General features: G+C 59.6%; 19 protein-coding genes and 9 pseudogenes. 14 read left to right on the forward strand and 14 right to left on the reverse strand.

Features of this window, described 5'->3' with window-relative positions; translation table 11 throughout:
- Positions 1-160: 160 nt before the first annotated feature.
- Complete coding sequence (locus X744_RS153640; protein WP_023759975.1) at positions 161-1,288, reverse strand: FAD-dependent monooxygenase; 1,128 nt, start codon at positions 1,286-1,288, stop codon at positions 161-163.
- A gap of 200 nt (positions 1,289-1,488) precedes the next feature.
- On the opposite strand from X744_RS153640, the pseudogene X744_RS1000000176255 reads away from it, so the two are divergent.
- Positions 1,489-1,723: pseudogene (locus tag X744_RS1000000176255) on the forward strand (transcriptional regulator).
- Between the two features lie 47 nt (positions 1,724-1,770).
- On the opposite strand, the gene X744_RS153635 reads toward X744_RS1000000176255, so the two are convergent.
- The 4 genes from X744_RS153635 to X744_RS1000000175225 all read right to left on the reverse strand — a co-directional run bounded on the left by X744_RS153635 (position 1,771) and on the right by X744_RS1000000175225 (position 3,343).
- Complete coding sequence (locus tag X744_RS153635; protein WP_023759977.1) at positions 1,771-2,073, reverse strand: DUF1330 domain-containing protein; 303 nt, start codon at positions 2,071-2,073, stop codon at positions 1,771-1,773.
- Between the two features lie 217 nt (positions 2,074-2,290).
- The gene (locus tag X744_RS153630; RefSeq protein ID WP_023759978.1) at positions 2,291-2,539 is read right to left on the reverse strand and encodes a hypothetical protein; all 249 of its coding nucleotides are present in this window, start codon (positions 2,537-2,539) and stop codon (positions 2,291-2,293) included.
- A gap of 74 nt (positions 2,540-2,613) precedes the next feature.
- Complete coding sequence (locus tag X744_RS1000000175220) at positions 2,614-2,853, reverse strand: hypothetical protein (protein ID WP_023759979.1); 240 nt, start codon at positions 2,851-2,853, stop codon at positions 2,614-2,616.
- Positions 2,854-2,914: 61 nt separating this feature from the next.
- Positions 2,915-3,343, reverse strand: coding sequence for a hypothetical protein (locus X744_RS1000000175225; RefSeq protein ID WP_023759980.1), 429 nt, complete (start codon positions 3,341-3,343; stop codon positions 2,915-2,917).
- Between X744_RS1000000175225 and X744_RS0137165 the strand changes: the two genes are divergently transcribed.
- On the forward strand, positions 3,342-3,833 hold the full coding sequence (locus X744_RS0137165; protein ID WP_245266666.1) for a GFA family protein: 492 nt from the start codon (positions 3,342-3,344) through the stop codon (positions 3,831-3,833). The genes X744_RS1000000175225 and X744_RS0137165 overlap by 2 nt on opposite strands.
- A 5-nt stretch (positions 3,834-3,838) precedes the next feature.
- Here the strand turns inward: X744_RS0137165 and X744_RS153615 are convergent, their stop codons facing one another.
- The gene (locus X744_RS153615; RefSeq protein WP_023759982.1) at positions 3,839-4,075 is read right to left on the reverse strand and encodes a PQQ-binding-like beta-propeller repeat protein; all 237 of its coding nucleotides are present in this window, start codon (positions 4,073-4,075) and stop codon (positions 3,839-3,841) included.
- A gap of 351 nt (positions 4,076-4,426) precedes the next feature.
- Between X744_RS153615 and X744_RS153610 the strand changes: the two genes are divergently transcribed.
- Positions 4,427-5,602: an acyltransferase gene (locus X744_RS153610; protein WP_023759984.1), complete on the forward strand. Its 1,176-nt coding sequence runs from the start codon at positions 4,427-4,429 to the stop codon at positions 5,600-5,602.
- A gap of 75 nt (positions 5,603-5,677) precedes the next feature.
- On the opposite strand, the gene X744_RS1000000171035 is transcribed toward X744_RS153610, so the two are convergent.
- On the reverse strand, positions 5,678-6,793 hold the full coding sequence (locus tag X744_RS1000000171035) for an acyltransferase (RefSeq protein ID WP_050589543.1): 1,116 nt from the start codon (positions 6,791-6,793) through the stop codon (positions 5,678-5,680).
- A 95-nt stretch (positions 6,794-6,888) separates the two neighbouring features.
- Between X744_RS1000000171035 and X744_RS153605 the strand changes: the two genes are divergently transcribed.
- Positions 6,889-7,320, forward strand: coding sequence for a hypothetical protein (locus X744_RS153605; protein ID WP_023759986.1), 432 nt, complete (start codon positions 6,889-6,891; stop codon positions 7,318-7,320).
- 388 nt (positions 7,321-7,708) lie between these two features.
- Here the strand turns inward: X744_RS153605 and X744_RS153600 are convergent, their stop codons facing one another.
- From X744_RS153600 to X744_RS0137180, 7 genes and pseudogenes are all read right to left on the reverse strand, one after another.
- On the reverse strand, positions 7,709-9,028 hold the full coding sequence (locus tag X744_RS153600; protein ID WP_023759988.1) for an HlyD family type I secretion periplasmic adaptor subunit: 1,320 nt from the start codon (positions 9,026-9,028) through the stop codon (positions 7,709-7,711).
- A complete protein-coding gene (locus X744_RS153595) occupies positions 9,025-10,788 on the reverse strand; it encodes a type I secretion system permease/ATPase (protein ID WP_023759989.1) in 1,764 nt (587 codons plus the stop codon). The genes X744_RS153600 and X744_RS153595 overlap by 4 nt, the downstream gene beginning before the upstream one ends.
- A gap of 48 nt (positions 10,789-10,836) precedes the next feature.
- Positions 10,837-12,342 carry a family 16 glycosylhydrolase gene (locus tag X744_RS153590; RefSeq protein ID WP_023759990.1) on the reverse strand — a complete coding sequence of 502 codons (1,506 nt, stop codon included), beginning with the start codon at positions 12,340-12,342 and terminating at the stop codon, positions 10,837-10,839.
- Between the two features lie 560 nt (positions 12,343-12,902).
- A pseudogene (locus X744_RS01000000169825) lies at positions 12,903-13,192 on the reverse strand (pyrroline-5-carboxylate reductase dimerization domain-containing protein); the annotation flags it as partial.
- Between the two features lie 337 nt (positions 13,193-13,529).
- Positions 13,530-13,844 (reverse strand): YMGG-like glycine zipper-containing protein, encoded by a 315-nt coding sequence (locus tag X744_RS153585; RefSeq protein ID WP_023759992.1) that lies wholly within the window; start codon positions 13,842-13,844, stop codon positions 13,530-13,532.
- 635 nt (positions 13,845-14,479) lie between these two features.
- Positions 14,480-14,848 carry a hypothetical protein gene (locus tag X744_RS153575; protein ID WP_023759994.1) on the reverse strand — a complete coding sequence of 123 codons (369 nt, stop codon included), beginning with the start codon at positions 14,846-14,848 and terminating at the stop codon, positions 14,480-14,482.
- 1,449 nt (positions 14,849-16,297) lie between these two features.
- The gene (locus X744_RS0137180) at positions 16,298-16,528 is read right to left on the reverse strand and encodes a hypothetical protein (RefSeq protein WP_031260381.1); all 231 of its coding nucleotides are present in this window, start codon (positions 16,526-16,528) and stop codon (positions 16,298-16,300) included.
- Between the two features lie 1,249 nt (positions 16,529-17,777).
- Here X744_RS0137180 and X744_RS153570 point away from each other — a divergent pair.
- The 10 genes and pseudogenes from X744_RS153570 to X744_RS0137215 all read left to right on the forward strand — a co-directional run.
- The gene (locus X744_RS153570; RefSeq protein ID WP_245266668.1) at positions 17,778-18,719 is read left to right on the forward strand and encodes a helix-turn-helix domain-containing protein; all 942 of its coding nucleotides are present in this window, start codon (positions 17,778-17,780) and stop codon (positions 18,717-18,719) included.
- 700 nt (positions 18,720-19,419) lie between these two features.
- A complete protein-coding gene (locus X744_RS1000000175230) occupies positions 19,420-20,193 on the forward strand; it encodes a diguanylate cyclase (RefSeq protein WP_280948953.1) in 774 nt (257 codons plus the stop codon).
- A pseudogene (locus X744_RS0137190) lies at positions 20,159-21,070 on the forward strand (GGDEF domain-containing phosphodiesterase); the annotation flags it as partial. The gene X744_RS1000000175230 and the pseudogene X744_RS0137190, both read left to right, overlap by 35 nt.
- Before the next feature lie 173 nt (positions 21,071-21,243).
- Positions 21,244-21,735 (forward strand): annotated as a pseudogene (locus X744_RS0137195) (ubiquinone biosynthesis methyltransferase UbiE); the annotation flags it as partial.
- Positions 21,736-21,840: 105 nt separating this feature from the next.
- Positions 21,841-22,857, forward strand: a pseudogene (locus X744_RS14275) (methyltransferase domain-containing protein); the annotation flags it as partial.
- A gap of 12 nt (positions 22,858-22,869) precedes the next feature.
- A pseudogene (locus X744_RS1000000173830) lies at positions 22,870-23,220 on the forward strand (SAM-dependent methyltransferase); the annotation flags it as partial.
- A pseudogene (locus tag X744_RS01000000169830) lies at positions 23,217-24,774 on the forward strand (HAMP domain-containing protein); the annotation flags it as partial. The pseudogenes X744_RS1000000173830 and X744_RS01000000169830, both read left to right, overlap by 4 nt.
- A gap of 3 nt (positions 24,775-24,777) precedes the next feature.
- Positions 24,778-25,113 (forward strand): annotated as a pseudogene (locus tag X744_RS1000000173835) (HAMP domain-containing protein); the annotation flags it as partial.
- A 29-nt stretch (positions 25,114-25,142) separates the two neighbouring features.
- Positions 25,143-25,772 carry a SpoIIE family protein phosphatase gene (locus X744_RS1000000176260; RefSeq protein ID WP_348626164.1) on the forward strand — a complete coding sequence of 210 codons (630 nt, stop codon included), beginning with the start codon at positions 25,143-25,145 and terminating at the stop codon, positions 25,770-25,772.
- Positions 25,732-26,339 (forward strand): annotated as a pseudogene (locus X744_RS0137215) (PP2C family protein-serine/threonine phosphatase); the annotation flags it as partial. The gene X744_RS1000000176260 and the pseudogene X744_RS0137215, both read left to right, overlap by 41 nt.

Consider the following 26,339-nt stretch of genomic DNA (forward strand, 5'->3'; position numbering starts at 1 on the left):
AGATCGATTCACATCCCAGGCGACCGCCTTATGGCCGGATTCTGGACGAGTTCGTTAGCGGGTTCAGCGGAAAGTGCTGGGGAATACGGCAGAGGCGACGAGCAAATAAACCACCATCTTCAGCATTCAAGTGGACGCAAGCGCGTCCGCGACCTGCCGATCAGGATCGAGCAGTTGCTCGTTTGAAATCTATTCCTTCAATCCGGCTACGCGCTCGAGCAGGGGGCTTTTGCAGAATGGGGAAGGAACCGATCGTCAACATGACGAAGTTCCTGCATGTCTGGACGAAGCTGTTGGTCGACTGCGCCGTGGACAGAATACGTTCGCTCAAATCGATCCAGCGACCTCCCACCGGTCGACGCTCGTCCGTGTAGCCCGCAAGCGTGCCATCGTTGAAACGCCGGGCGAAGCAAGCTGCATCCTCAATACCGAGATTCATGCCGCGCGCGCCAAGCGGCGAGTGCGCATGCGCGGCATCGCCGCCGAGGAAGACGCGGGCGGTTTGATAGCGGGACGCCTGTTTTGCCGGAATGTGGAAATGATCGGTCCGCAGCAGCTGCGACACGCTATAGTTGCCCGGCACATGCGCCAGCGCATCGGGTGTGTTGGAGACCGCGCGAAAGCGGTTGCCGCCGATCGGTATGATGAAGCCGACGTCCCCGTCTCGATGCAGGAAAGCCTGTGCCGCGTCCACCTCGTAAGGCCAGGACGCGATCTCCGCATCGGTGATGCTCCATCGCCGCCTGTGCGTGTAGCCCTCGAACTCGATGCTCGATGATTTGCGGACTAAGCTCTCGGCGCCGTCGGCGCCGAAGACGATATCGAAGCTGTGGCTTTGCTCTTCTTCACCGTCTCTCCTGGTCCGAACCTCCACTTTGTCGGCTTGCTGGGTGAGGCCGGCCAGTTCCGTCCGCCATTCGACGTCGACGCCGAATGTCGCGACTGTCTCGGCCATGATCCTTTCGGTGTCGCGCTGTGGCAGCGACAGCAGGAAATTGTAGCGGTGCGGCAGCAGCGAAAAGTCGATTGTGACGAGCTCACGGGTTCCTGCATGGAAATGCGCGTGACGCACCTTGAGCCCCTCTGCAAGCAGCTTGCTGCTCACCCCCGACGCTTCGAGAACATCCAGGCTATGTGAACTGATGCCGACCGCCTTGCTGAGCGGCGTAGGTCCGTCCTTCTTGTCTATGACGCGGGGATGGGCGCCTCTTCGCGCAAGCTCCAGCGCCGCTGTCAGCCCCGTTGGGCCCGCGCCGACGATCAGGATCGAAGCTTCTTTTCCGGGCACGACCGCCGCCTTCTCCTAGCCTGTCCGCACCGTCGGCACTTTGTCGCAGATGGAACGCATCCCAGGAACAGAGGTTGCGCGCCAATTGAGCCACCCACTGTCAGCTCGTGCCCTCCGGTTTTCACGCACTGAGCGACATGGCCGGCACGACAGGCTCCTCATCGTCGGCCGTTTCCTCCAAGTCGCAGTCGGCTTGCCGAATGAAGCCGACAGGCCGACACATCGCAGCAGCTCGAATCTTGGTTGGGTTCACGCAACCAGAACTAGCCGAGCGATCGAAAGCCTCGGTGCTGACCATCAAACGAATGGAAGGCAGCGACGGTCCTGCAGTCAGGATGGTCAACAACGTCGAGGCCGTGTGCCGCGCCCTCGAACGGCGTCGAGTTCATTCCCGAGAACGGTGGCGGTGCCCGAGTGAGGCTGAGGAAGAAATGACGCTGAGGATGCCCAACGGTCGTCGGGCCCGCTGGCCGCCCACATGGTCACGCCGCGGGCGTTGCAATCCCTTCTAACGCAATGATCCTGGTATTTGCGGAACGTTTGCGGATCTCGATCAGCCGGGCATATTCAGGAGAATTGTACCAGCCCATCAATGACGCCATGTCGGGGAATTCAACAATGACCAGTCGGTGTGGATCCCAATCACCTTCTAGAACCTTGGTCGCACCACCACGACCCAGGTATCGCCCACCGTAGCGCTCTTCGGTGGCCGGAACGTCCCGCCGATATTCCTCGAACAAGGCAGCGTCTTTTATGTCTACATCCGCGATCAGATAGGCGGCCATTTGTGTTCCTCCCTTTGACCTAGCTCGCGCTCCTCGGCTCCGGCGTGATTTCCACGACCCGCACTTTCTTGCCGTTGTCTCTGTGCACGCAAAGCCCGCGCCACTTGCGGGAGGCGCGGGCCGATCAGGAGCCGGTGAAGGTCGTCCCGATCATCAGCAGCGATGGGGTGAGCATCGTCTGCCACAGCACAAATAGTTAGAGGTCGCTAATGTTCCGTCAAGCCGGTTTGCCCGGTGTTGGCTGCACCGGTCCTGTACCGTGCCACCTAATGAATGACGCATCCTTGCCGGTGATATCCTTGACCGTCTTCAACAGCGCCTCATGCGTGTTTTGCAGCGAGCGGTAATGCTCGCTGCTTGGCGACAGACGCGGCTGGACGATGCTCTTATGCAGCCGTTCTGCCTCGGCCAAAAAGTGGTCAATCTCAGCTTGTGAAAGGTGCTTGGATAATTTGGTCCTGGCCATTGGCGATCTCCGTTGAATGGGCGCCGCAACTGGAGGACTATATTCCTATCTCCAGCGAACCGCCAAGACCGTCTTCAGGACTCCTCCCTGAAATTCTGCATCGACGCATGGCGCAGCTTGCGCTCACCACGTAGCGTCCTGACGCTCGCCTTGATGGGCTTGACCCGTTCGACGTCCGGAGTGACTACCGCACCGGCTGGGCTGCTGCGGGCCTGCTGCACACGTTTCCGTAGCCGGTCCTTGATTGCGTTGGTCGTGGCGATCACAGCCTTGCCGACATACTTCTCGTCCCAAGCAAACAGCCCTCGGTCCACTTGCCGGCCTGTCGCTTCACGCCAATTAGATCAAACTCGGAGATGTCCCAGCATTTGATTTTCAGCCAGGCCTCGTCCTGGCGCCGCTGCGGTAGGAGCTTTCCCGTCGGCTCGACACCATTCCTTCGAGGCCCATTTTCTCGGCCGCCTCGAAGAACTCGGCACCGCCGCCCTCACATGTTGGCTGTACTGAATGATGCCTTGTGCCGGCTTGATCAAATCCCACAGGATCGCCATGCGCTCTCGCCGTCGAGGACGAAGGATTTCGCCTTGAGCTTCTCGGCAGCGGCGACAATCGGCCAGTAGCGCTTGGACCAAAATGATCCCGGTGCGGGTGAAGGCGCGCGCGCCAGCCCAGTCGAGAAATGATCTGGGTGCGAAAGCCGTCATACTTGATCTCGTGCAGCCAGTCGTCGCTGACCGGCGGCGTCTCGACCAGGACCGGTTCCTGCGGCTTGATGAACTTCAGCCGGCCTGCGGCGTTACGCATGCACTCGATCCTCCAACTGCCAGACAAGGCGCCCGGGCCGATTTGGTTGCATTTTAGCGAAATTGAACGTGAGAACCGTCCGATGAAGGAAACAACACGTGATAAGGTGTCATCGGGACATTGCCTATGCGGGGGCGTGCGCTACGAAATCGCAGGCGAGCTTGCCCCGCTGATAGCCTGTCACTGCTCCCAGTGCGCGCGAACAAGTGGTAATTTTGCGGCCATGGCGGCCTGCCGCTCGGCCGATCTCATGCTGCTGACCTCGTCCACGCTCAGGTGGTACCGCTCGTCGCGTTACGTCGAACGCGGCTTCTGCTCGCGCTGCGGCGGCAACCTGTTCTGGAAGGCGGCGCCTGGCCTGCAGACCTTCGTCGCGGCCGGTACTCTCGACCCGCCGACTGGCCTTCGGATTAGCAAACATATTTTCGTCGGCTCGAAATCCGACTTCTATGATCTGACTGACCGCCTTCCAAAGGAGCAGGCAGGTTAGAGGGGTTAGAGAACGCACGATGGCCCGGCCACGCTGCCGGTATGATGGCTAAGGGGCGCCAGGGATCGATGCGCCTCCGTCGTCTGGTCGCCGGCCGGAAGATCATCCTGCCAGACCTGCCTTCCGGTCTTGATGTTGAGCGCGCGCAGCTTGTTGTCGGTGGTCGCGGCGATAAAGATCAAGCCACCGGCCGTCACCAGCGGACCGCCATTGTTCGGTGTTCCGATGGCTAGCGGCAGCATGGACGGGATGCCGAACGGGCCGTTGTTGTTAGCGCTGCCGAGCAGCTCGTCCCCCAGGCTCCTGCCTGTCTTGAGGTCGATGGTGGAACCGGCTCAGGTCGTCGGTGGTGCTGTGTCCGGCGAGCGCCCGAGAAACGGCGCCAGGGCGCCGATGTCGCGGAGATAGTTGCGCTGCGTTTCCCGTGAGAAACGCCGCCTGTTCATGTCGTCGATCAGTCACTGACGAAGTGGACTTCAGTCTCCCACCCGCTTTTGCGTAACAGCGGAGAGCAATTCGTCATCTTGCGGCGGGTTGACAATCCGGCCTCGGCCGCCATGCTGCACTGCAACATTTCTATCTCGGAGTCCGCAATGACAGATATCAGGTCATCGCGCATCGAATGCCTGGACGGGCTTCGCGCGCTCGCGGCGATCTGGGTGCTTGTCGGGCATTGCCTGCTTCTGACCGGCTGGCGTGTTCCCATCGTCGGCGAGCCGGATCTCGGCGTCGATCTCTTCATCATGCTGTCCGGCTTCCTGATGGTGTTTCATTATCAGCTGCGCCAGGACAAGGAGCCCTGGCAAAGACCGGGAACATGGCTGAAATTCTGGACGCGCCGCTACTTCAGGATCGCGCCGCTGTTCTACGTCATGCTTTTGCTGGCACTCGTGCTTGGCCCCTATCTCTACGACTGCAGGATGATCATCGACGATTTCCTGTCGAGATCGCACCAGGCGCCCGAGCGCTATCTCGACAGCGGCCTGAAGAACATCGTCGCGCATCTGACGTTCCTGTTCGGCCTGCTGCCAGATTTCGCCTATCGCACGCCGCTCCCCGACTGGAGCCTGGGGCTGGAGATGCAGTTTTACGCAGCTTTCCCGGCCATCATGCTGTTGGTGCGCAGGTTCGACTGGATAAGAAGCGCCGGGTTGGTCGCCGCGGTTGGCTGCATCATCGTGTTTGCGCTGGGTCGATTGTCGATCCATTTTCCGATGCCGTCGTTCCTGGCGCTGAAGATCCAGATATTCCTGTGCGGCATGCTGCTGGCGGGCGTCGTGCATCAAAGCCAACCACGGCCGATCCTGTATCTGGCACTGGCGCTGCTTTTGGCGGCGCTGCCGTTTGGCGGCGACTACGGACTGGAAAAGCTGCTGGTGCGTGAAGCGCTGGTAGCGGGGTTCTTTGCGCTGGTTCTCTACCGCATGCTGCCGGGGGCGGCGGGAACGCTGGCGAGGGCGATAGCCATGACGCTCAGCAACCGGTTCTTTCATCTCATGGGCGAGCTTTCCTTCAGCATCTACCTGATCCATCTGCTGGTGTTGCAGCCTGTCGCGGCATTCGTCATCAGCCAATATGGCCACGGGCTGGCGGCGCCGCTGCGTTTCGCGATCGTCGTTGCCGTCGTCCTGCCGACGGTGACCCTTTTGTCCTGGGTCACCTACAATCTGATCGAGGTTCCCGGCCAGAAGGCGGGCCGCTTCGTCGTCCAGTGCTTTGGCCGCAAGGGCGGCGCGCCGGCGCTGGAGAGCGTCAAGCGCAGTGCGTGATCGTGCTGCCGATCGCAATCGCGTCGGCCAAATGGGCACGCTGTCATGACACAACCGGCGGCGAACCAAATCCAGCTAGAACTGTGTCACGCCCTCTCGTGCGCGCCAAAGTGAAAGCCACTGCCGCAGCAACGTCCGGATGTTCTTGTCGTAGACATAATGCGCGAATGCCGAGATCGCGATGATGACCACGGATGTTCCCAGAATGAACGGCAAGCCGTGCTCGTTCCACGAGGTCCCGGTCACAGATTCGACCACGGCGTTCGAAAGGCGGATGAGCGGAGTGTGAAGAACATAGAGGGCATAAGAGATATTGCCGGAGAAGAGCGCAATCCAGCGCCAAAACCCGGATAGCCGCAAACGGGAGGCGACGAGAACGAGCCAGGGCCAGACCAGGGCTATGATCGCCAGACTGTATAGTTGCACATGTTCGACGGGTCTGAAGATCATGAGCAGGCCGCATAGCGTCAGGAGAAACGGCATATAGAGATTGCCATCCCGACTCTTTCCGGTCGCATATCGGTTGAGAAAGACCCCGAGGAAGAACGAGAACGCGATCCGGGCGGGAGCCGCGATCGTGTCGTCCCAATGGGCGCCGCCCCCAAGGACGAAGCCCTGCCAAGCCAGAAGCACCAGGGCCAGGAAGGCAACACCGACAATGAGCGCAAGTGACCGAGCAGCCAGCCTTACGGCCAGCGCGGCAAATACGGCGTTGGCGACGAGTTCATAAAATAGCGACCACGCCGGGCCATTCAGCGGGAAAAGCACGTCGGGAAATGTCGAGAGCGACGGCGGCGTGGGTAAGAAAAGAACGGAAAACCCAACACTTGCGAGCAAATCCAGCCGCGAATACGAACTGAGCCCATGCGTTGCGACGATTGCACCCACGCCGATCACGGCCAGGCCGACTGCGGCAAAATATAGCGGGTAGAGCCTGAGGAGACGGATCTCCGTGAACTCCCAAAATGACATGCCTTTTCGGAACTTATCGTCGTAGGCATGGGCGATCACGAAGCCGCTCAAGAGGAAAAACAGGTCGACGGCGAGGAAGCCGGACGGCGCCAGATCATATCGCCGGCCCGTGAATTCGGTGAAGTGGCCTAGCATCACCAAAACAGCAGCGATGCCCCGGAGACCATGCAAAGCGTCGAAGTGGGCCGTTTCCGCCCTTGGTTCTGGCGTTTTGGTCATTCCGTATCCGTTACTTCGTTCATCTACGCACGGATTGCTGCAATGCACAACATCGTTTTGCGACGCACACTCAACCCACATCCAGGAAGCCAGACATGGGCATTGCAGAAGGCTCGATCAGCCGCGCCCGCGACTCCTTGTCCGCCACCCGGGGAAGCTTCTGGTGCATGAAGCTGGCGGCGGGGTTCTTTGCGCTGGTTCTGTACCGCATGCTGCCGGAAGCGGCGGACGCTGGCGAGGGCTATGGCCGTGACGCTCAGCAACGGGTCTTTCATATAACGGGCGAGCCTTCCTTCAGCCTACCTGATTCACCTCCGGGTCTTGTCGCGGCGTTCGTCATCAGCCAATACGGCCATGGTCCGGCGGCGCCGCTGCGTTTCGCGATCGTCGTTGCCGTCGTCCTGCCGACGGTGACCCTGCTGTCCTGGATCACCTGCAAGCTGATCGAGATTCCCAGAAGGCGGGCCGCTTCGTCGTCCGGCGCTTTGGGCGGGCCGGCGCTGGAGAGCGTCAAGCGCAGCGCGTGATTGTGCGCTGCCGATCGCAATCGCGTCGGCCAAATGGGCACGCTGTCATGACACAACCGGCGGGCAACCAAATCCAGCTAAAACTGTGTCACGCCCTCTCGTGCGCGCCAAAGTGGGCGGCGTCTGGAGCTATCGACTGGATCGGCCAGGAGTTCAACCCGGCCGACTTCGATCTGCAACACGGCCAACACCGTGCTCGCCGCCCGGTTCACCAAAAAATAGTTGCCGCCTGATAAGCCATCCCCCGTCACCAAACGTCGGGACGTGAGCAATTACGCACCCTGAGGACAACGCTTACCGCTCCGCAAGGAATCGTGCATCGCATGGCGCATAATGCAGGGCCTATCGGAAATGAAATCAAAATCGGAATGTGAAGTGGCGCATGAACCTACCGCTCGGCGAATGCCCGCGCAAACGAGTCCATCATCGGCCGTGCGAGATACTCGAAGAAAGTCCGGTCGCCGGTATTGATGAAGGCTTCGACCGGCGTTCCGGGATAAAGCTGCTCGGCCTTCACGCCGGGCGGCAGGGCGTCGGCAATCTTGAGCTTGGCGCGGAAATAGGGTTCATGCGTGACTTGGTCGACCAGCCGGTCGGCGGAGATCTGTGTGACTGTGGCTGAAACCTCGGGCGTCAGGCGCATGTTGAGCGCCGACAATCTGAGTTTCGCTCGCTGGCCGACACGCACCTGATCGACATCCTTCGGCCGCAGCTTCGCATGGACGTTGAGACCCGATGCCGTGGGCAGAATCTCCATGATCTTTTCGCCGGGCGCGATCACGCTGCCCTTGGAATTATAGGTCGACGACACCACGATGCCGGCTACCGGCGCCTTGATCGTCGTGCGCTGAAGCACCGCCTCGGCCGCCCTGATCTGTTCCCCGAAATCGGCGAGATTGGTGCGGACCTCGTTGAGCTTGGTCAGCGCCTCTTCCACGCGTTGCGAGGTCAGGCGCTCGACCTGCACCTGGGCTTCGACGATTTGGCTGTTGGCTGCGGCAAGATTTGCCTCCAGCGCGCCGGCCTGGCCGACGAGATCGGCCTCGCTGCGCAGTAGCTGCGAATATTCGGTGCGGTTGGTGAGGCCCTTGTCGAGCAGGCCGGTCTTGATGCCGAGCTCCTTTTTTACCACCTCGGACTGCTGCTCGATGGCAAGCTTCTGGGCGTTCAGGCCCACGACTGACTCCCGATGCATGGCGACCCGCTGCGCCATGATCGATTGTTCCGACCGGAACCGAGCGAGCCTTGCGTCGAACTCCTTTTGCTGTTCACGGATGAGCTTTTGGAAATCCTGCTGGAACGACGCCGGCGCCGCCTCGTTGATCGGCGCCAGCCTGTCCATCCCGTCGCGTTCGGCCTCCAGCCGCGCCATGCTCGCCTCGAGCGCGATCGACTGTCTGGTCAGCCGGTTGAGCTCGGCCTGTGCGGCTGTCTTGTCGAGGATGACAAGGTCCTGGCCCTGCTGCACGCGATCGCCCTCGTGGATCAGCAGTTGCTGGACGATGCCGCCTTCGGGCTGCTGGATGTGGATGTTGCCGCCCGTTGCGGAGATCGTGCCCTGCGTGATCACCGCGCCGGAGAGCGGCGCGGTGGCCGCCCAATAGCCGAAGCTGCCCGCCAGCAGCCCTATTGCCACGTAGCCGGTGAGGGCCACGCGCCTTATGTCGGTGCGCGGCTCGCCGTTCCTGGCAAGGCTCTTGGCCGTCATCGTGTGGGACCGAAGCGGATGTCGTGCGTGCGGATCGTCGGCGCGAAGGACCCGGTCACCACCGTGCTCGGCCGGGCCGGAACACCCTTGGCGACGCCATTGCTGACCACAGGCTGCCGCAGCACCTCGGCGCTCGGGCCGAAGGCCTCGATGATGCCGCCGCGCAAAACCATCACGCGATCGCAGGCCGTGGCGATGGACGGGCGATGCGTGATCACGATAGTCGTGACGCCCGCGGCTTTCGCCGCGACAAGCATCGCTTCGAGCGCCGTTTCGCCGCTGCCGTCGAGATTGGAGCTGGGCTCGTCGAGCACGAGGATCCGCGGGCCGCCATAGAAGGCGCGCGCCAGCCCGATCCGCTGGCGCTCGCCGCCCGAGAGCGTCCTGTCCGAAGGCCCGATCATCGTCTGGTACCCGTCGCGCTGCGCCAGGATCAGCTCATGCGCCTCAGCGCGCCGCGCCGCCTCGACGATCGCGGCATCCGCCGCCTGCGCGTCGAAGCGGGCGACATTGTCGCCGATCGATCCGGGGAAGAGCTCCACCTCCTGGGCCAGGTAGCCGATCTGCTTTCCGAGCTGTCTTTGGTCCCAGTTCCGGAGATCGGCGCCGTCGATCCGGACCGAGCCGCCGGTCGGCTGCACAGCACCGATGAGCAATCGCGCCAGCGTCGATTTGCCGGCGCCACTCGGGCCGACGATCGCTATAGCTTCGCCGGCGCGAACCGCGAAGTTCAGCCGCGTGAGGATGGGTTCGGTGCCGGGCCGTGCATTCGGCGCCATGAAGAAAACGTCCTGCACCGAAAACGTCCCCGACGGGTCGGGCAGCGTCAGTTTGCGCGCTTCAGTCGGATGCGCCGCAAGTGCCGTCTCCAGCTGCTTCCAGGCTCGCCTGGCGTCGACGATCTGCCGCCAGGAGCCGATCAACTGGTCGAGCGGCTGCAGCGCGCGCGACGACACCAGCGAGGAGGCGAAGATCATGCCGGGCGTCATCTGCCCCTCGATCACCAGCCAGGCACCGGCGCCGAGGATCGCCAGCTGCAACATCATGCGCAGCGCCCGCGAGGCGGCGCTGAAGATCGCGTTGGCGCTCGAGGAGCGGTCATAAAGGGTGAGCGCTGCCCCGACATGCCTTCCCCAGACGCGAGCGGCATTCTCGACCATGCCCATGGCGCGCAGCGTCTCCGCATTGCGGGCAAAGACCTGCTCGGCGTGGCTGGCGAGCGCCGAACGCTCCGTGGACAGCGCATCCTTCCTGCCGATGGCAAGCTGGTTGGCCGCGACCAGCGCAACGAGCAGCGCCGTGCCGGCGAGCGTCAGCCAGAACAGGACGGGATGGATGAGATAGAGGAGCGCGAGGAACACGGGTGCAAAGGGCAGGTCAAACAGCACAGCCACACCGCGCGACCTGATGAAAGCGCAGACCGAGGCGAGGTCGCGCAGCGGCGATCGGCCGCTGGCATATTTGGGCGCCAGCGAAAGGGCAAATGTCCTCGCGCCGAGCTTCCTGTCGACGGTGGCCGCGACGCGCTGCGTGTAAACGGCACGCACTGCGTCGAGCAAGCCGAGGAAAGCAAGCGCGAGGACCGCGATGGCCGACAGATAGACAAGCGTCTCCACACTGGACGACGGCAGCACGCGGTCATAGAGCTGCAGCAAATAGAGCGGGATCACCAGAACCAGGATGTTGATCAGCAGCGAGAAGACGCCGACATCGGCGATGGCGCGCAGGAACACCGCGCGCAGGCTCAACGATCCAGTCATTTCTGCCGCCGCTGCATGATCCCGAGACATCGAACCGGTCGCCTGATCTTACACGTGGCCACCAAATTCGGAACCACCGTGGTGCAGTGTGCTGTTGCCGAAGCTGTGCGTGGCAACGCTGTGCGTGGTGGTGCTGCTGCTACTGCTGACGAGCAAGGGGTTCGCCTGCACAGCGTCCAGCGTATAGGCGTGGATGTAGTCGATCTTCATCTCGGCCGGCGTGGCGAGATGGTCCGGCGGCGCGCCGGCTTGACCGCCGATCGCAAGATCGACCAGCATGTACAGGGGCTTGTTCATGTCGGACGGTGTCGCCGCTTCCGCAACCTGCACGCCATCATAGGTCCAGATAAGCTTGTCCGGTGTCCACAGCACACCATAGGTGTGGAAGCCTGCGGTATCCATGACGTTCACCGTGGTCGAGACCTTGGTGTGCGTTCCCGTCTCGTTGCTGTGCGCGGTCATCACAAGCGAGTTGGGCTTCTGCCCGTACATTTCCACCGCGTCCAATTCCGGCGGCCACGAGCCGTCTTCCGGCAGCAGCCAGAAGGCCGGCCAGGCGCCGGCGTGCTCGGGCAGGTCGGCGCGCATTTCGAAATAGCCATAAGTCTGCGAGAAGGAGTCGTGCGTCGTCAGGATGCCGGATGTGTACTCGTAATTGTTGATCAGCGGCTTGATATCCGCCGGTGTCTGCGCGGCAGTGATGGTGAGCACGCCGTTGTTCACGCTAAACGGGTGGACGGAGCTCGTCGGGACATAACTCGCGTCGATATACCACTGCAGCTCGCCATTGCCGGTCAAGGTACTGCCGTTGGGCGCTCCCCACCAGAAGTTGGTGTCCCACGTGCCGCCTTGGCTATTATGAAGGCTCAATGCGTTGAAATCGTCGTTGAAGGACAGGGTCATTCCGACCTTGTTAATCGGCAGCTCGAACTGGCTGGGCTGGAATTTGTCGATGGTCCTGTCCTTGAACTCGAGGATCTCGCCGGATCCGAGATTCAAGATCACGTTCGGTCCAGCCTGGATCATGTTCGCGTGGATGGCGTCGAAGGACATGAACCCATAGCCATCGAGACGGACGGTGTCGGTCGCGGCGAAATTGGCGATCAGGTCGCTTCCGTTGCCGTTCGCGATGATGAAAGTGTCGTAGCCGCCGCCACCGTCGATCAGAACATCATTGCCCTTGCCGCCGTCCAGCGTCTGGTGGCCGGCCTTGGCGGTGATGATGTTGTCCAATCCATTTCCGAATGCATAGTTGTTGGCGTTGGTTACGACCAGATTCTCGACGTTGCCCGGGAGCGTGTAGCTCATCCATGTGCTGATCGTGTCGATCCCTTGGCTGCCGGCCTCCGCCACCTTGTTGCCCGCCGCGTAGAGGTAGTAGATGTCGTCGCCATAGCCACCGTGCATGGTGACATTGACGCCGGATGCTCCGTAGAAGGTGTCGTTTCCGGGGGTGCCGTACAAGTCCGATCCAGCCCCTGAGGCCGAGAACCAATGACTTGAAGATCCACTGTACGGAAGAGGAACGCCTATAGCGTTGACGATCGTCGTCATAACCCAGACCCTCCTCGTAGTGCGTGACCTTGCCTGAAACCGTCGATGCGCGTTCGACCGATCACTGCCGGACCAACTTGTTATTCAAATGATAGTTTCACGGAATAACCATGTAGTACAGAGAAAAAATCTCCACGGATCGATTAACAGGTAGAATGAGGGAATTTGCCAATACAACTTAAGCGTGAAGCCATGCCAATTTTATACAATATTTCTGAATTTCTGCCTAACTGGTTCGGCAGGCCGTCGCGGTGAATGCATTTGTTTCAACGTCGCCGCTCTGACCTGGGCGGAGGTTCGAATCGGCCAAGCCTTCGGAAGCACCCATAGCTTTGGAAGCGGCACAACGGTGAATGCCACAGGGGTCCGTGGCTGGGGAGCCAGTTCTCATCCATGTTGCCGTTGAGGTCGGCCGCGCCGAGCCACCGCTGTGAGCCTCTCCCAGGTCATATTTAAAAAAGGAATATGCCTCGAGCGTGCCGGCAGACCAATTAGACCGCACAGGCGAGGTGTCGGCGATCGGCGCATTGCCGCCTTCGGGTCACGATGACCGGCGCCGCTCACCCCTTGCCCATCGCGATCGACTTCAGGAACGCCGCCAGTCCCCCTTCGACACCGCCGCCTCGAAGCCTGCTTCGCACATGGTTTCGATCGCGGCCGCCGTGGTGCCGCGATAGCCGAGGAAGGCTTCCGCCGTGTCGGCCGGCGAGGCGTCGTGGAGCTCCAGCAGCCGGCCGGTTCCGGTGAGCACCGTGGCGACGGCGCGGCGCGCCACGTCCGGCGCGATGCCGAAGGCAACGGCGTCGCATACCATGGCGTCGGCGAGCAGGGCAGGGAAGGCGGCGCCGCTGGCTTTCGCGATCGTCGTTGCAATCGTCCTGCCGACTGTGACCCGTTGTCTTAGTCACCTATGATCTGATCGAGGTTCCCGGCCAGAAGGCGGGCTGCTTTGTCGGCCAGCGCTTTGGCCGCAAGACCTGGCCAGCGCCCGAGAGGACGCCGGCCGAGTAAGGGCCTGCCAATCTCCCCTTGAGGCGGAGATGTTGCCGAAGGCGACAGAGGCGGTCGTAGCGCCGCTTCCGGCGGCGCCGATGAGAAAGAATGCGCGACCAGCGCTTCTCGGGCTGCTTCGCCGCGCGTCCTTAACTTCCGAACCGACGACGACGACGATCAGATACCATCTCTGGTTAGTAGTCGCCGTTGTAGTATCGGTCGTCGCAAGGCGCAGTGTAGATGCGGCCGTAGCGGTCCTGGTAGCGGCAGAGCTGCTCGCCGCGGCGCTGCGGGGTGGTGGCCGAGCCGACGACCGCGCCGAGCAGGGCGCCGCTGGCAGCACCGATGACCGTGCTCTTGGTGTTGCCGCCGATGGCTTGGCCGACGAGGGCGCCGCCGGCGCCGCCGATCAGCGCGCCGGTTCCGGCCCGCTGCTGGCCCTCGGTCTGCGCGCAGCCCGCCAGTGCTGCGGTCATCAGCACGGCGGCTATGGCTTGGTGAAAGTTCATGTGAGGTCTCCCTTGAAGGCCTAAAATCCCTATGGCTCGTCCCGTGCCGCTGCATTGCGGCGGAACGGGGGCACGGGGCCTCACGAAAGAAAACATGGTTTCTCGGGCGTTGATTGAGGCTTGCCTTCGAGTTTCGAGCATCGTGCCATAGCAACAAGGCTCCATTTGACACAAAGTGTCCATGAAAATTTAACGAAATTCCAGCGCCAGTCCGTTAGATTGGCAGGTTTAGGCGAACGTTCAAACTGCCTTTTAGGCGCTGGATGATGGAACAGGTCCATGCGGCCCGTCGAGCTGCAGATGGCGCGCATTCATCATAGATCCAGCGCACTGTCTAAATTTCACCAGGTGGTCCAGGCGGGTCGTTAAATTGTTGCCTGAAAAGGTGCGCGGCAGCAGGGTGACCATTGATCTCTTGGTTTATGTACTGATCACATGTGCTGTAGGCGGCTGGGCTTATTCCAGCGGTCACAGGGCTGGCCGAGTGTCCCAATTGAGGGACGAGGTGTCGGCCTATAACAGGTGGATTGGCCTGGATAACAAGTCGAATGAGTTGGCCCAAGTCTTTCTTTGCCAGGAACTCGGCGGCACCCTCGAAGAGTGTCAGAAGATCGGCCGCTGACCTCACGCTCCCCTCAGGGTGCCGGCTCGTCTATAGCCGTTCGATTGTCTTTGTGACGCGGCGGGGCTGACAGTTTGCCCGACTGGCGCCGATCTGGCCATTTTCCCAACAGCGGAGCCGTTTCGTTTCCGCTTGCCGAGGTGCCTATGATCGGGATCAGCGATCCTTCCGTCTTGTTCGTGGTGCTCCGAGATTTCAGCTGCTTTATCTCGTCATCGCGCCGCGCGATACGGCTTTCAAGATTGGCGATGCGTTCTGTCAAAAAGAAGCGGCCCACGGCGAACCCTCCGCTGCCAAAGAGCAAGGCGAAGATTGCAAAGGGTGCGGGATTGGCGATTACCAACGTCGCATTCGCCTGGAAGAAATCGATCAAGTCATGCATGTCCAAGTCTCTCAATTTCTCGGTAACCTGTGGACTTCTAACCTCGCAGGACCGGCCCCCGGTCGCCACTGGTGCAGAAAAGCGCAAGCTGAACAGAGCCCTTTTCCATAGCGCTTGATGAGTCGGGCCGGCCTCTCACCTCAGCATCCTGTGAGCATTTTGGTACGGGGCCTGCATAGCCGTTTGCAGCGGCCCACTGTGGGCTCGCCTGGTGTCGGGATTCTTTTCCACGCCATGTCGGCTGTTGTAGTAAATCAACATCACCCTGGGTCGGCGTCGGACGACAGCGTGCAAGCGGCTGCAGACCATCGCATCCGGAGATCGGCCCCGGTTCGATGCGCGTTCCCTCCCGGCCCTAACCTCCGTTCTGAGAATGTCCTCGGCGGGTCCACATTTAGCAACGACCCTTGTGTCAGCCGCGCGAATTAGCCGTTCGACAGGGCTATACGATACAAAGCAAGTTGTCGGCGAAGCGCCTCATTTTAGGCAATGAGGGGCAGCAACGCGACAACGACGTCGCCGCGAGCCTTATCAATCGTCCACCGATCCGTGTTACCAATTCAGGCATAACCTCACCAGTCGGCGTGCCTCGGCGCTTCCGGCATAGCCTTTTCTGCTCAGATACTGCCATGAATAAGGAACATATTCCTCTCTGGTCAAGGCTTCATTTTAACTATCTGTTCACTTTTTGTTCATGTTTGCAGCGGCGATTGTCCCTTTGACCAACCCAGCCAAATCATAGGCCGGCAGATCACCAAATCGAGGAACCGCGCACAATCGCCAACGTTGGGGCGAATGGACCAAGAGACCCATACGCTTCAAAGGTCGCATGACCTTGAACTGGCTCATAGGCAGGCGGTGCACGAGGCGAACGCGCCGCAGATACGAGAGATTATTGACGAAGGGATAGCCGGCCTAGCTGCTCAGCCGTAGGGAGCATGACCAGTGCGGCGGGACTTGTGGAGAGGGCTGCCGCACTGGTCACTCTTTCACGGGGACAACCGCAATTTAAGGGCACGTCAGCGCCCGCGCAATTTCGCCAAAAGGATTACCCAGCCGTAGGGGAATGGCTATAGCCGCAACAAAAACCCCGGATCATGCCGGGGCTCTTTGTGATCTGATCGCAATTCGGTCCAGCTTGGGAGCCTTTACAACCTTTTTCAACGCGCGGTCAAAGGCTTCTTGTGACTCGTCGGTTTACTATCCGCGAGCGGCGTCGCGAAACTTGTCCACTTGAACTCTTGCCGGTCTTTAATGATTCCGGTTTTTTCATGGGCCTTGAACTTTCTCGGATGCATGAGCTGCTTGCGGGGCGGAATGTTCCTGTCGAAGTAGGTCTACTAAAACCGCTGCGCACTTTTGGGCGACATATACTAGTGCCCGGTTCCCGCAGCCTTTTGCCGACGACACTTGNTACTAAAACCGCTGCGCACTTTTGGGCGACATATACTAGTGCCCGGTTCCCGCAGCCTTTTGCCGACGACACTTGACCGCCTCCAGCAGTTCGCGCTCGCCGGTGTGAACATTTTGAAAAATGGCCACGACCATCACCGCCAAGATTTCGGCGTCCGGGTCTAAAGGGTCGAGATGTTCATTCGCGCAGACCCGATCGAACACACGTTCGCAAATAGCCAGATCGTGAGGGCTGAGGCAGGAGTGATTGAAACGCCGACGCAGCATCTGTGCGAACCTTTCAGCGCCTGCCGCCCGTGCTTTGCGGCGGGCTTTTTAGTGATGAACCGCTGTCACGATGGAATGCTTAGGTGACAATATCGTCCACAGGTGTATTGGAATCAGTTTACCTGCTACCTGATGATTGCTCTGTTAAGAGTCCCAAAATCAGCGCGCACTCACGAGCTCTATATTGCCCGGCAGTCATAAGCTGGTAGTAATCTCGCTGCTTGTCTTCCGGGACCTGAAATCCGCGTCGAAATTCCGCCGCTTCTTTCGGAGTTCGTGTACAGCCGATTTTGCTGGCGGTGACTTTCAAACTGGCCAGCGAGCATCCGATCTTTGCCGCTATAGCTTTCAACGGCTCATTGTTACCGTATCCCTCAAGAATTACCTTGCGACGAGCTTCGCCGTTGAGCTTTGTGNATCAGCGCGCACTCACGAGCTCTATATTGCCCGGCAGTCATAAGCTGGTAGTAATCTCGCTGCTTGTCTTCCGGAACCTGAAATCCGCGTCGAAATTCCGCCGCTTCTTTCGGAGTTCGTGTACAGCCGAGTTTGCTGGCGGTGACTTTCAAACTGGCCAGCGAGCATCCGATCTTTGCCGCAATAGCTTTCAACGGCTCATTGTTACCGTATCCCTCAAGAATTACCTTGCGACGAGCTTCGCCGTTGAGCTTTGTGNATAGCTTTCAACGGCTCATTGTTACCGTATCCCTCAAGAATTACCTTGCGACGAGCTTCGCCGTTGAGCTTTGTGGTCATTTCGGTGACATCCTCAACTCACTATTTCACGATGCCAGATTTTATACGCATCAGGTTGAGAGTGTCGTTATCTTCGCATCCAGAAACTTATCCCGGAATGCATTTCTTACTGTAATCCAGCGTGATCGCCGTTTCGGNGTCGTTATCTTCGCATCCAGAAACTTATCCCGGAATGCATTTCTTACTGTAATCCAGCGTGATCGCCGTTTCGGTCGACTGGAGTTCCGCCAGCCTTGCCAGATGCCTGAAATACACCACATGATTGAAAGGGGCATGGGCATACCCGATTCGGATATGGCACCACGCGATGGACACCAAGAGGCAAGACGAGGCTCCTGCGAGGCAGCCGCGGGACCGTGAGCGACGTCGTTGGTCGCGCGAAGACCAACCCCGCAATGAGGCCGCTCCATCGTTCGCGCCGGCGCTGGAACCTCTGTCCTTTTCAACGCTCGAGCTGGCGCCAGGGGATCAATTCGCCGCTTGGCAAGCGCAAATGGCGCCGCTTGTCGANGACAAATCGCTGGACGATGGTTTCCCCGCCGACCACACAGCCTGGAATCTCGGTGGCGTGCTGATCGTTCAACAGCGCGCGCCGGCACATAGCTACATGCGTTCCGCCGCGAAGCTCCGATCCAGTTCGATCGATCACTGGTACATCGTCTTGCCGCGTAGTGGCCGGTCATGGACGGAGGTCGATCGCCGCGTTGCGGAAAACCAGCCGGGCAATTTGGAGATCAGGTCGCTTGGCTACCCGTTTCGCGGGAGGGTAACGGACTCGGAAAGCCTCTTTCTCTATCTGCCGCGTGATTTGTTCTCTGATGCGGCGTCAACCCTCGACGCAAAGAACAATACAATTATGTCCGGCAACTTTGCCAACCTCTTTGCCGACTACGTCAACAGCATAGAAGCAAGACTGCGCAGTCTCACGGCTGAAGATCTGCCCCGCATCGTACACGCTACCCGGAGCATGATCATTGCCTGCCTCGCGCCTCCGGCGGAACATGCCGCGGCCGCCGAACAATTGGCGAGTGTCGCGCTGATGGAGCGAGCGCGTCGATATGTCCAAACCAATCTGGATGCGGCTCATCTGGCACCCGATTCAATGTGCCGAGCGCTCGGCGTATCGCGCTCTCGTCTCTATCAATTATTCGAACCGAGCGGTGGTGTTCTCCATTACATACAAAGTCGTCGACTTCTGGCAGCCCATCTTGCGCTTAGCGATCCGGCGGACAGCCGACGAATTGTCGATATCGCTGAGGCCTTCGGGTTTAGTTCAGCGGCTAATTTCAGCCGAGCATTCAGCAAGGAATTCGGTTACAGCCCCCGCGAAGGTCGCAGTACTGTGGTGTTACCGCGCCCCGCCCACTCTGTTTCGCTTGCTGAACACGTGAAGGCGTCTTCCTTTGAAGGTTGGCTCAAAGCGCTCGGAAGCTGAGTACAAGATTGGCGGCGGTTGAGGGGGCGGGCTCAAAACAGGGGAAGGCCACGCCGCCTCATGGACCAGAATATTTCGTGTCGCGTCTACCGCGCCATCAATCATATTGCCAATTCGAAACAATTCCCGATTTATTAACCAACTGTGATTTTTGACTATTATCGTCGAAAACCACAGCAGAGCACGCATTGCACCTACGCCGTATGCCGCACTTGTTAAGACTGCGAGTTAAAAGTTTGCCAAGCTTGACAGTTATGTTATTTTTGGACTGGGCGGCGTGGATTCGCGCCGCTTATGGAGGTGACTCTTGGCTCCAGAGGCATCAGGCGTCGGCAACGGGAGTGACGGGGCTTCCTCAAGCGATGTTCGACGTCCCGGCGAAGCGCTTCTCGCTGACCTTTTGGCCAACACGACCGAACTTTTGTCGTTCTACGACCGCGACTTCTGTCTGACCCACTACGCAACCAAGCTCAGGGGCGTGTACGGAGGCGCGGTGACACCGGGTGCAGCCCTTTGGGAGATCTACCCGAGCTTCCTCGATGCAACGTATCGCGGCGAATTTCTTCGTGTGTTCCACGGTGGCTCACCGGCAAGCATCGATTTGCCGCGGTCATCGGGCGAAGGGCTGCGGTCCGTTTTTGTTTTCGCCACTGCAAATGGTGTTGGAATCATTGAATCAAGGGAGCGCGATGGGCGCAGCGTGACGGACGAGCAAGAGCATGTAATTCTGCTCCATCAGGCGACGCACGACATGCTGACCGGACTGCAGAATCGGCGGCGATTCGGCGAGCGGCTTCAGCAAGCGTTGGCGGCCCTCGGTGAACTGAAGCCGAAAGCCGCCCTGCTGCAGATCGACCTTGACGATTTCAAAGCAGTCAACGACACGCTCGGGCATGGAGCAGGCGATACGCTTCTTCAGCTCGCGGCGGGCCGTATCCGCGACGCGCTGCAGGACGGCGAATCCGCGTACCGGTATGCCGGCGATGAGTTCGCTGTCATCCAATTGGGAAAAGAGCAGCCAGCTGAAGCTGAGCGCCTTGCCGGTTCCCTGGTCGACGCGTTCAAGAACCCGTTCGTCATCAACGGCATTCCCGTCTTCGTCGGCTCGAGTATCGGAATTGCTTTCGGGCCGGAGCACGGGACCGATGGCGAACAGTTGATGAAAGCCGCTGACATTGCTCTTTACGCGGCTAAGACAGATGGACGCGGCTGCGCTCGAATATTCAACCGTTCGATGCTGCTCTTGCTTGAGCAACGCGAGAATCTGAGACGCAGCCTTCGAACCGCGCTGGAGCGGGGCGAGCTTTATCTGGAGTATCAGCCGCTCATTCGGCCCCCCTCGTCAGTGATCGGTTTCGAAGCGCTGCTGCGGTGGCGGCACCCTGAGGTCGGAATCATTCCACCTAACGTGTTCATANATTGCTTTCGGGCCGGAGCACGGGACCGATGGCGAACAGTTGATGAAAGCCGCTGACATTGCTCTTTACGCGGCCAAGACAGATGGACGCGGCTGCGCTCGAATATTCAATCGTTCGATGCTGCTCTTGCTTGAGCAACGCGAGAATCTGAGACGCAGCCTTCGAACCGCGCTGGAGCGGGGCGAGCTTTATCTGGAGTATCAGCCGCTCATTCGGCCCCCCTCGTCGGTGATCGGTTTCGAAGCGCTGCTGCGGTGGCGGCACCCTGAGGTCGGAATCATTCCACCTAACGTGTTCATACCGATCGCCGAAGCCGACGGTCTGATGGAAGAGATTGGACGATGGGTGCTCGAGGAAGCCTGTCGCCAGGCATTGACGTGGCCTTCCTCGCTGACAGTCGCGGTGAACCTGTCACCAGCTCAGTTCCTTAGCGGTTCACTGACGGACACCATCGCCCAGATCATCGACGCAGTTGGAATCGAAGCCGACAGACTTGAACTTGAGATAACGGAGACGGTCCTGCTTGAGAAGACGATCGACAATATCGATACGTTGAATACCCTGAACGTCCTGGGAATACGAATTTCGCTCGACGATTTTGGAACATACTACTCATCGCTAAGCTATCTTAAGAACTTTCCCTTCGATACTCTGAAGATCGATCAGTACTTCATTGCGGACCTGGAGACCGACCTCAAAAGCCAAACGATCGTGCGATCGATCATGAACCTGGCGCACGGCCTAGGGATAAATGTCACTGCCGAGGGGGTCGAGACATCGGCACAGGCACGGTGGCTGATCAAGGAAAATTGCGATTGTCTGCAAGGTTATTTCCTGGGGCGGCCTCTCCCAGCCGAGGCGATCGGCGATTTCATCAAGCGGTCCCCGCCGAGGGTGGCACGAGCGATGCAGGAATCAAATCGGGCGCTCTAGCGCTTCGAACCCTTTTGCTAACGATGAAGTGGGGATTTGTGGAACGATCGAGGGCAATACCGCGCAATTGTTCAAGTCGGTGCCAGACTGCCTGACCACGGGCGTTGAAGTTTTTCGTCGCGGAGGCCATCACCCCGCGGGGTTCAATGCTGAAGCAACAAGTGAGGATGCCGATGGGACCTGTTCATCATGACTTGGCTGACGGCGGACCGACCTTTGAACCCATGATCCAGATCGACATGGGAATCAAAGCTTTTGTCTCAGCCTGGAGACACTGCGATTATGTCTCGACATACATGGCCCGGATGATCAGTCAGAACAGGTCTGACTCGGTCCGGCATTCAAATCTTTTTTCCTCCGCCTTCAACGAATTGCTCGAAGTCGCCTTTCGCACGCGCCATGCCGATGGCGAACTGGCATGCAGGGTGTCTCGCCATGGCGCGACAGATAGGATCGAGTTGACATTTCCTTGCTTGCCGGCGGAGCGCCAATTTTACGAAGAAGCCGTGTCGCAACTTGCAGGAATGGAGGCCAGAGAGCGATACCTCAATTCGGTGTCTGGGGATCTCGCGCCGAGCCGCGGGGTCATACTCGTGGAACTGGCTGTCGACTACAACGCGACACTCTGGATCGAGGAGGCCGACGGCGATGCAATCAAGCTTGTCNCTCGTGGAACTGGCTGTCGACTACAACGCGACACTCTGGATCGAGGAGGCCGACGGCGATGCAATCAAGCTTGTCCTGGATCTTCCGCTCGAGGGCTTGCAAAATTGAGCCCATACGACCTTCTCCCGCGCTTTAAGGCGCAATATGACGCGAACAACCAGGAGTTCTCCATATCGGGAGTGGTCCGGCCTCAGGCGATCGATGAGCTTGGGCCCAGCATAGCATTGCTTCGCGATGCGATCGGCCGTGTGCGCGGCGTTCTCTACGTCAATGTCAGGCGCCTGACGCAGATGAACAACGCCGCGTTTCACATCTTTTCGAGGATCATCATCGACGCCTGTCGCGCTCGACCCGATCTCAAATTCGTCGTCATCACGTCAAGCGTCGTCGGATGGACCTCGCGAAAATTCGGTCGCCTGAGCGGAATTGAACCGAACATCACCGTCGAGGAATATGATACCGAATTCTATCCGGGGCAGGGCTTTCTTGAGGAAGGCGGGTTCGTGCCGATCCTGCGTACTCAGACAAAGATGACATGGCGCCACGAGCGGGCAATCTTGCCGCGACACGGGATGAGGCCCGGGATCGTCATGGCCGACATCTGTTGCGGGATCGGCGATTTCGCTGTGCTCGCGCAGAAGGAGTTCCAGCCATCACGCATCGTCGCCCTCGACCACTCCAGATCAAGCCTGAACTATGCTCGACGAGTGATGCGGGAGTTCGACATCCGAGGCATCGAATATACGTATGGCGATGCGTCGGAGATGCTGCTCGACGAAGCGCAGTTCGACTTGGTCACCTGCCGACATTCCCTGCAAATCTTCAATCGACCTGAACTCATCCTCAAGGAGCTCTACCGCATCTGCAAGCCAGGCGGTCGGGTCTATATCACGAACGAAAAGAATTCGCATTGCCTCGGCGAGCCGCGCGGCGAAAGCATTCGCTGGACCTACGACGAGGTGGCGAAGCTGTTCGGGCATTTCGAGATGGACGTCGAGCTCGGGCCCAAGAGTCGGCGATACCTGGTGGAAGCCGGATTCGAAGACATCCTGGTGGAGACCTTCATGGTCACTAACCTGGACGGCGATCCGCAGGACTTCGCCGATGTCATTGCAGCCTGGGCGGATNGCGGCGAAAGCATTCGCTGGACCTACGACGAGGTGGCGAAGCTGTTCGGGCATTTCGAGATGGACGTCGAGCTTGGGCCCAAGAGTCGGCGATACCTGGTGGAAGCTGGATTCGAAGACATCCTTGTGGAGACCTTCATGGTCACTAACCTGGACGGCGATCCGCAGGACTTCGCCGATGTCATTGCAGCCTGGGCGGATGTCTATGCGGGCGAGATGGCGACCAGACGCGGCGATGGGCCGGAGTTCGTCACGCGCTTTCGGCAGGGCTTCGAGGACCACATTTTCGCTGCGCTCCACCCCAAGGGTTATGCGGGTTGGCCGATCTGGGTCGCATCGGGGCGACGGCCGCAATGAAAGCCGCCGATGAGGGAACGCCGCGCTTCGGCTTGCGCTCGTTTCGAGCGAAATTCGTGTTGGTCGTTGGCGGCGCCGTGCTGTTCGATCTCCTTTTGAGCGGTGGCCTGGCGCTTTGGAACGTTCAAAAGCTGTCGCGCGATGCCACATCGGAAGTCGGTGAGGGCCTGACGACCGCAAACCAGGAATACATTCGTTCCTATGCCCAATCGACAGCGCTGAGCGTCGACCTGCTGCTCGATCGAGTTCATGGGGACGTCAAGGCGTTGGCCGGCGTGCTGCAGGCCCAGATCGACGATCCAAGCAGGCAGCAACAGGTCGGAGCCACGCTTTCGCAGCAAGCGCCCGGCTCGGTAAAGGTGGTCTATGACGCGCAGGGCGATTGGGCACAGAACCTGCCGGGCGCGCCGTCCGTGGTCAGCGTCTGGGGCTACCTGCTGGGCGCCGACCACAGTCCGCTGCCAAGCGTTCAGCAGGCAATAGAAGACAGCACCGTCCTAGACCTCGTTGCGCCGACGCTAATGGCCAGCGGGTCATCCAAACTGCAGATGTATTATATTGGTCCAAAAGAACGGCCGATATTTAGGACCGTACCGTATACGGACCAGGCACAGACCTTCGACAAGCTCTATCCGGGCCACAACAAGGCGGAATTCTGGGAGTTCTTCTTTCCGGGTATCTACGGGTCGTGGCAGCAATGGGNTCTATCCGGGCCACAACAAGGCGGAATTCTGGGAGTTCTTCTTTCCGGGTATCTACGGGTCGTGGCAGCAATGGGGTAGGGATCCGGCCTCTCGGCCGGTGCCCGATGACATTACCCAGACGGCGCCCTACACCGATGCAATCACGGGAAAGCTGATCGTCAGCTTTTTCCATCCGCTGTGGACGCGTGATCACACCGGTATTGCCGGTACAGCGGGAGCAGACATCACTCTCGACCAACTCGCGGAAGTCGTCGAACGTGTGAAGATCGCTGAAACCGGGTTCGGCTTTCTCACGATGTCGACTGGCAACGTGGTGGCGATCAATCCGTCGGGCCAGGCAATCATCGGCCTGACGTCATCGAGCGATGCGGGCAGCCAAGGCGTCACTGGCCTGGAGAGGTCACTGCGGGGAAGCACGCAGCCGGCTATCGCAGTGCTGCCTCTCGACCAGAACAATGACGGCGTGATTCAGCATATCATGCTCGACGANAAGGGCGAACACGTACCCTACATTGTTGTCCTCAAAAGATTGAAGCCAACCAATCTGTGGAGTTCAGGACCGATCAAGTCCGAAACGATGTCGGTCGGGATCGTCGTTCCCGAACGGGAGATCTATGCGTCCCTGTTCGCCGCGCAGGACAGTATTTCCCGCGCGACCAACCGTGTCCTGCTTTTTCAGATCGCTGCGATCGTCGTTTCGCTTCTGATAGTTTTTGCCGCCGTGCTCGGAATTTCGAAGCGGATCACCGCGGGTCTCAGGGCGCTCGCCAGCGCCGCCCAGCGGCTACAGTCCAAAGATTATTCGGTCCGCGTGAGCATTCCAACGCGCGACGAGGTTGGAGCGGCAGGGNAGATCGCTGCGATCGTCGTTTCGCTTCTGATAGTTTTTGCCGCCGTGCTCGGAATTTCGAAGCGGATCACCGCAGGTCTCAGGGCGCTCGCCAGCGCCGCCCAGCGGCTACAGTCCAAAGATTATTCGGTCCGCGTGAGCATTCCAACGCGCGACGAGGTTGGAGCGGCAGGAATCGCTTTCAACCGGATGGCCGAGCAGATCAGCTTTCATACGGAAAACCTCGAGCAACTCGTCGACGAACGAACTCGGGAACTCGGGGACGCCAATCAGGAGATTTCCGCACTCAACGAAAAGCTGCAGGATGAGAACGTCCGCCTTGGCGCCGAACTCGCGGTCNGCTACAGTCCAAAGATTATTCGGTCCGCGTGAGCATTCCAACGCGCGACGAGGTTGGAGCGGCAGGGATCGCTTTCAACCGGATGGCCGAGCAGATCAGCTTTCACACGGAAAACCTCGAGCAAATCGTCGACGAACGAACTCGGGAACTCGGGGATGCCAATCAGGAGATTTCCGCACTCAACGAAAAGCTGCAGGATGAGAACGTCCGCCTTGGCGCCGAACTCGCGGTNGCCAATCAGGAGATTTCCGCACTCAACGAAAAGCTGCAGGATGAGAACGTCCGCCTTGGCGCCGAACTCGCGGTCGCTAGGCAGATACAGATGATGGTCCTGCCGAAACAATTCGAACTCGAAGCGATTCCAGGGCTGGAGATCGCGGCCTACATGCGGCCGGCCGACGAGGTCGGCGGTGACTATTATGACGTCCTGCAGAACGGGTCACGGGTCAAAATCGGCATCGGCGACGTGACCGGTCATGGTCTCGAGAGCGGCGTGCTGATGCTCATGGTCCAATCCGTTGCACGCGCGCTGCAGGAGACCGACGAAAGGGATCCGCACCAGTTTCTGGATCGGCTGAACAGAGCGATCTACAAGAACATCGAGCGGACGAACACCNATCGCGGCCTACATGCGGCCGGCCGACGAGGTCGGCGGTGACTATTATGACGTCCTGCAGAACGGGTCACGAGTCAAAATCGGCATCGGCGACGTGACCGGTCATGGTCTTGAGAGCGGCGTGCTGATGCTCATGGTCCAATCCGTTGCACGCGCGCTGCAGGAGACCAACGAAAGGGATCCGCACCAGTTTCTGGATCGGCTGAACAGAGCGATCTACAAGAACATCGAGCGGACGAACACCGGCAAGCATCTCTCGCTGGCCTTCCTTGACTTCGAGGATGAGCGGGTAACGCTATCCGGCCAGCATGAGGACGTTCTCGTCGTGCGTGCGGACGGGGACGTCGAACGTATCGACACGATGGATCTGGGTCTGCCGGTTGGCCTAGAGAATGACATCTCGAAGTTCATCGCCACGCGCGACATCGTGTTCGGGAGCGGCGACGTGATCGTGCTGCACACGGACGGAGTGACCGAGGCGGAAGACCAAGACAGAAAATTGTTCGGATTCGAGCGCCTCTGCGAGAGCGCACAAAAGCGTCGCGGCAGCAGCGCCGAGGACATCAAGACCGGCATCATCGACGATCTGATGGCCCATATCGGGATCCA

The organism is Mesorhizobium sp. LNHC252B00, assembly GCF_000502955.1.
Taxonomy (GTDB): domain Bacteria; phylum Pseudomonadota; class Alphaproteobacteria; order Rhizobiales; family Rhizobiaceae; genus Mesorhizobium.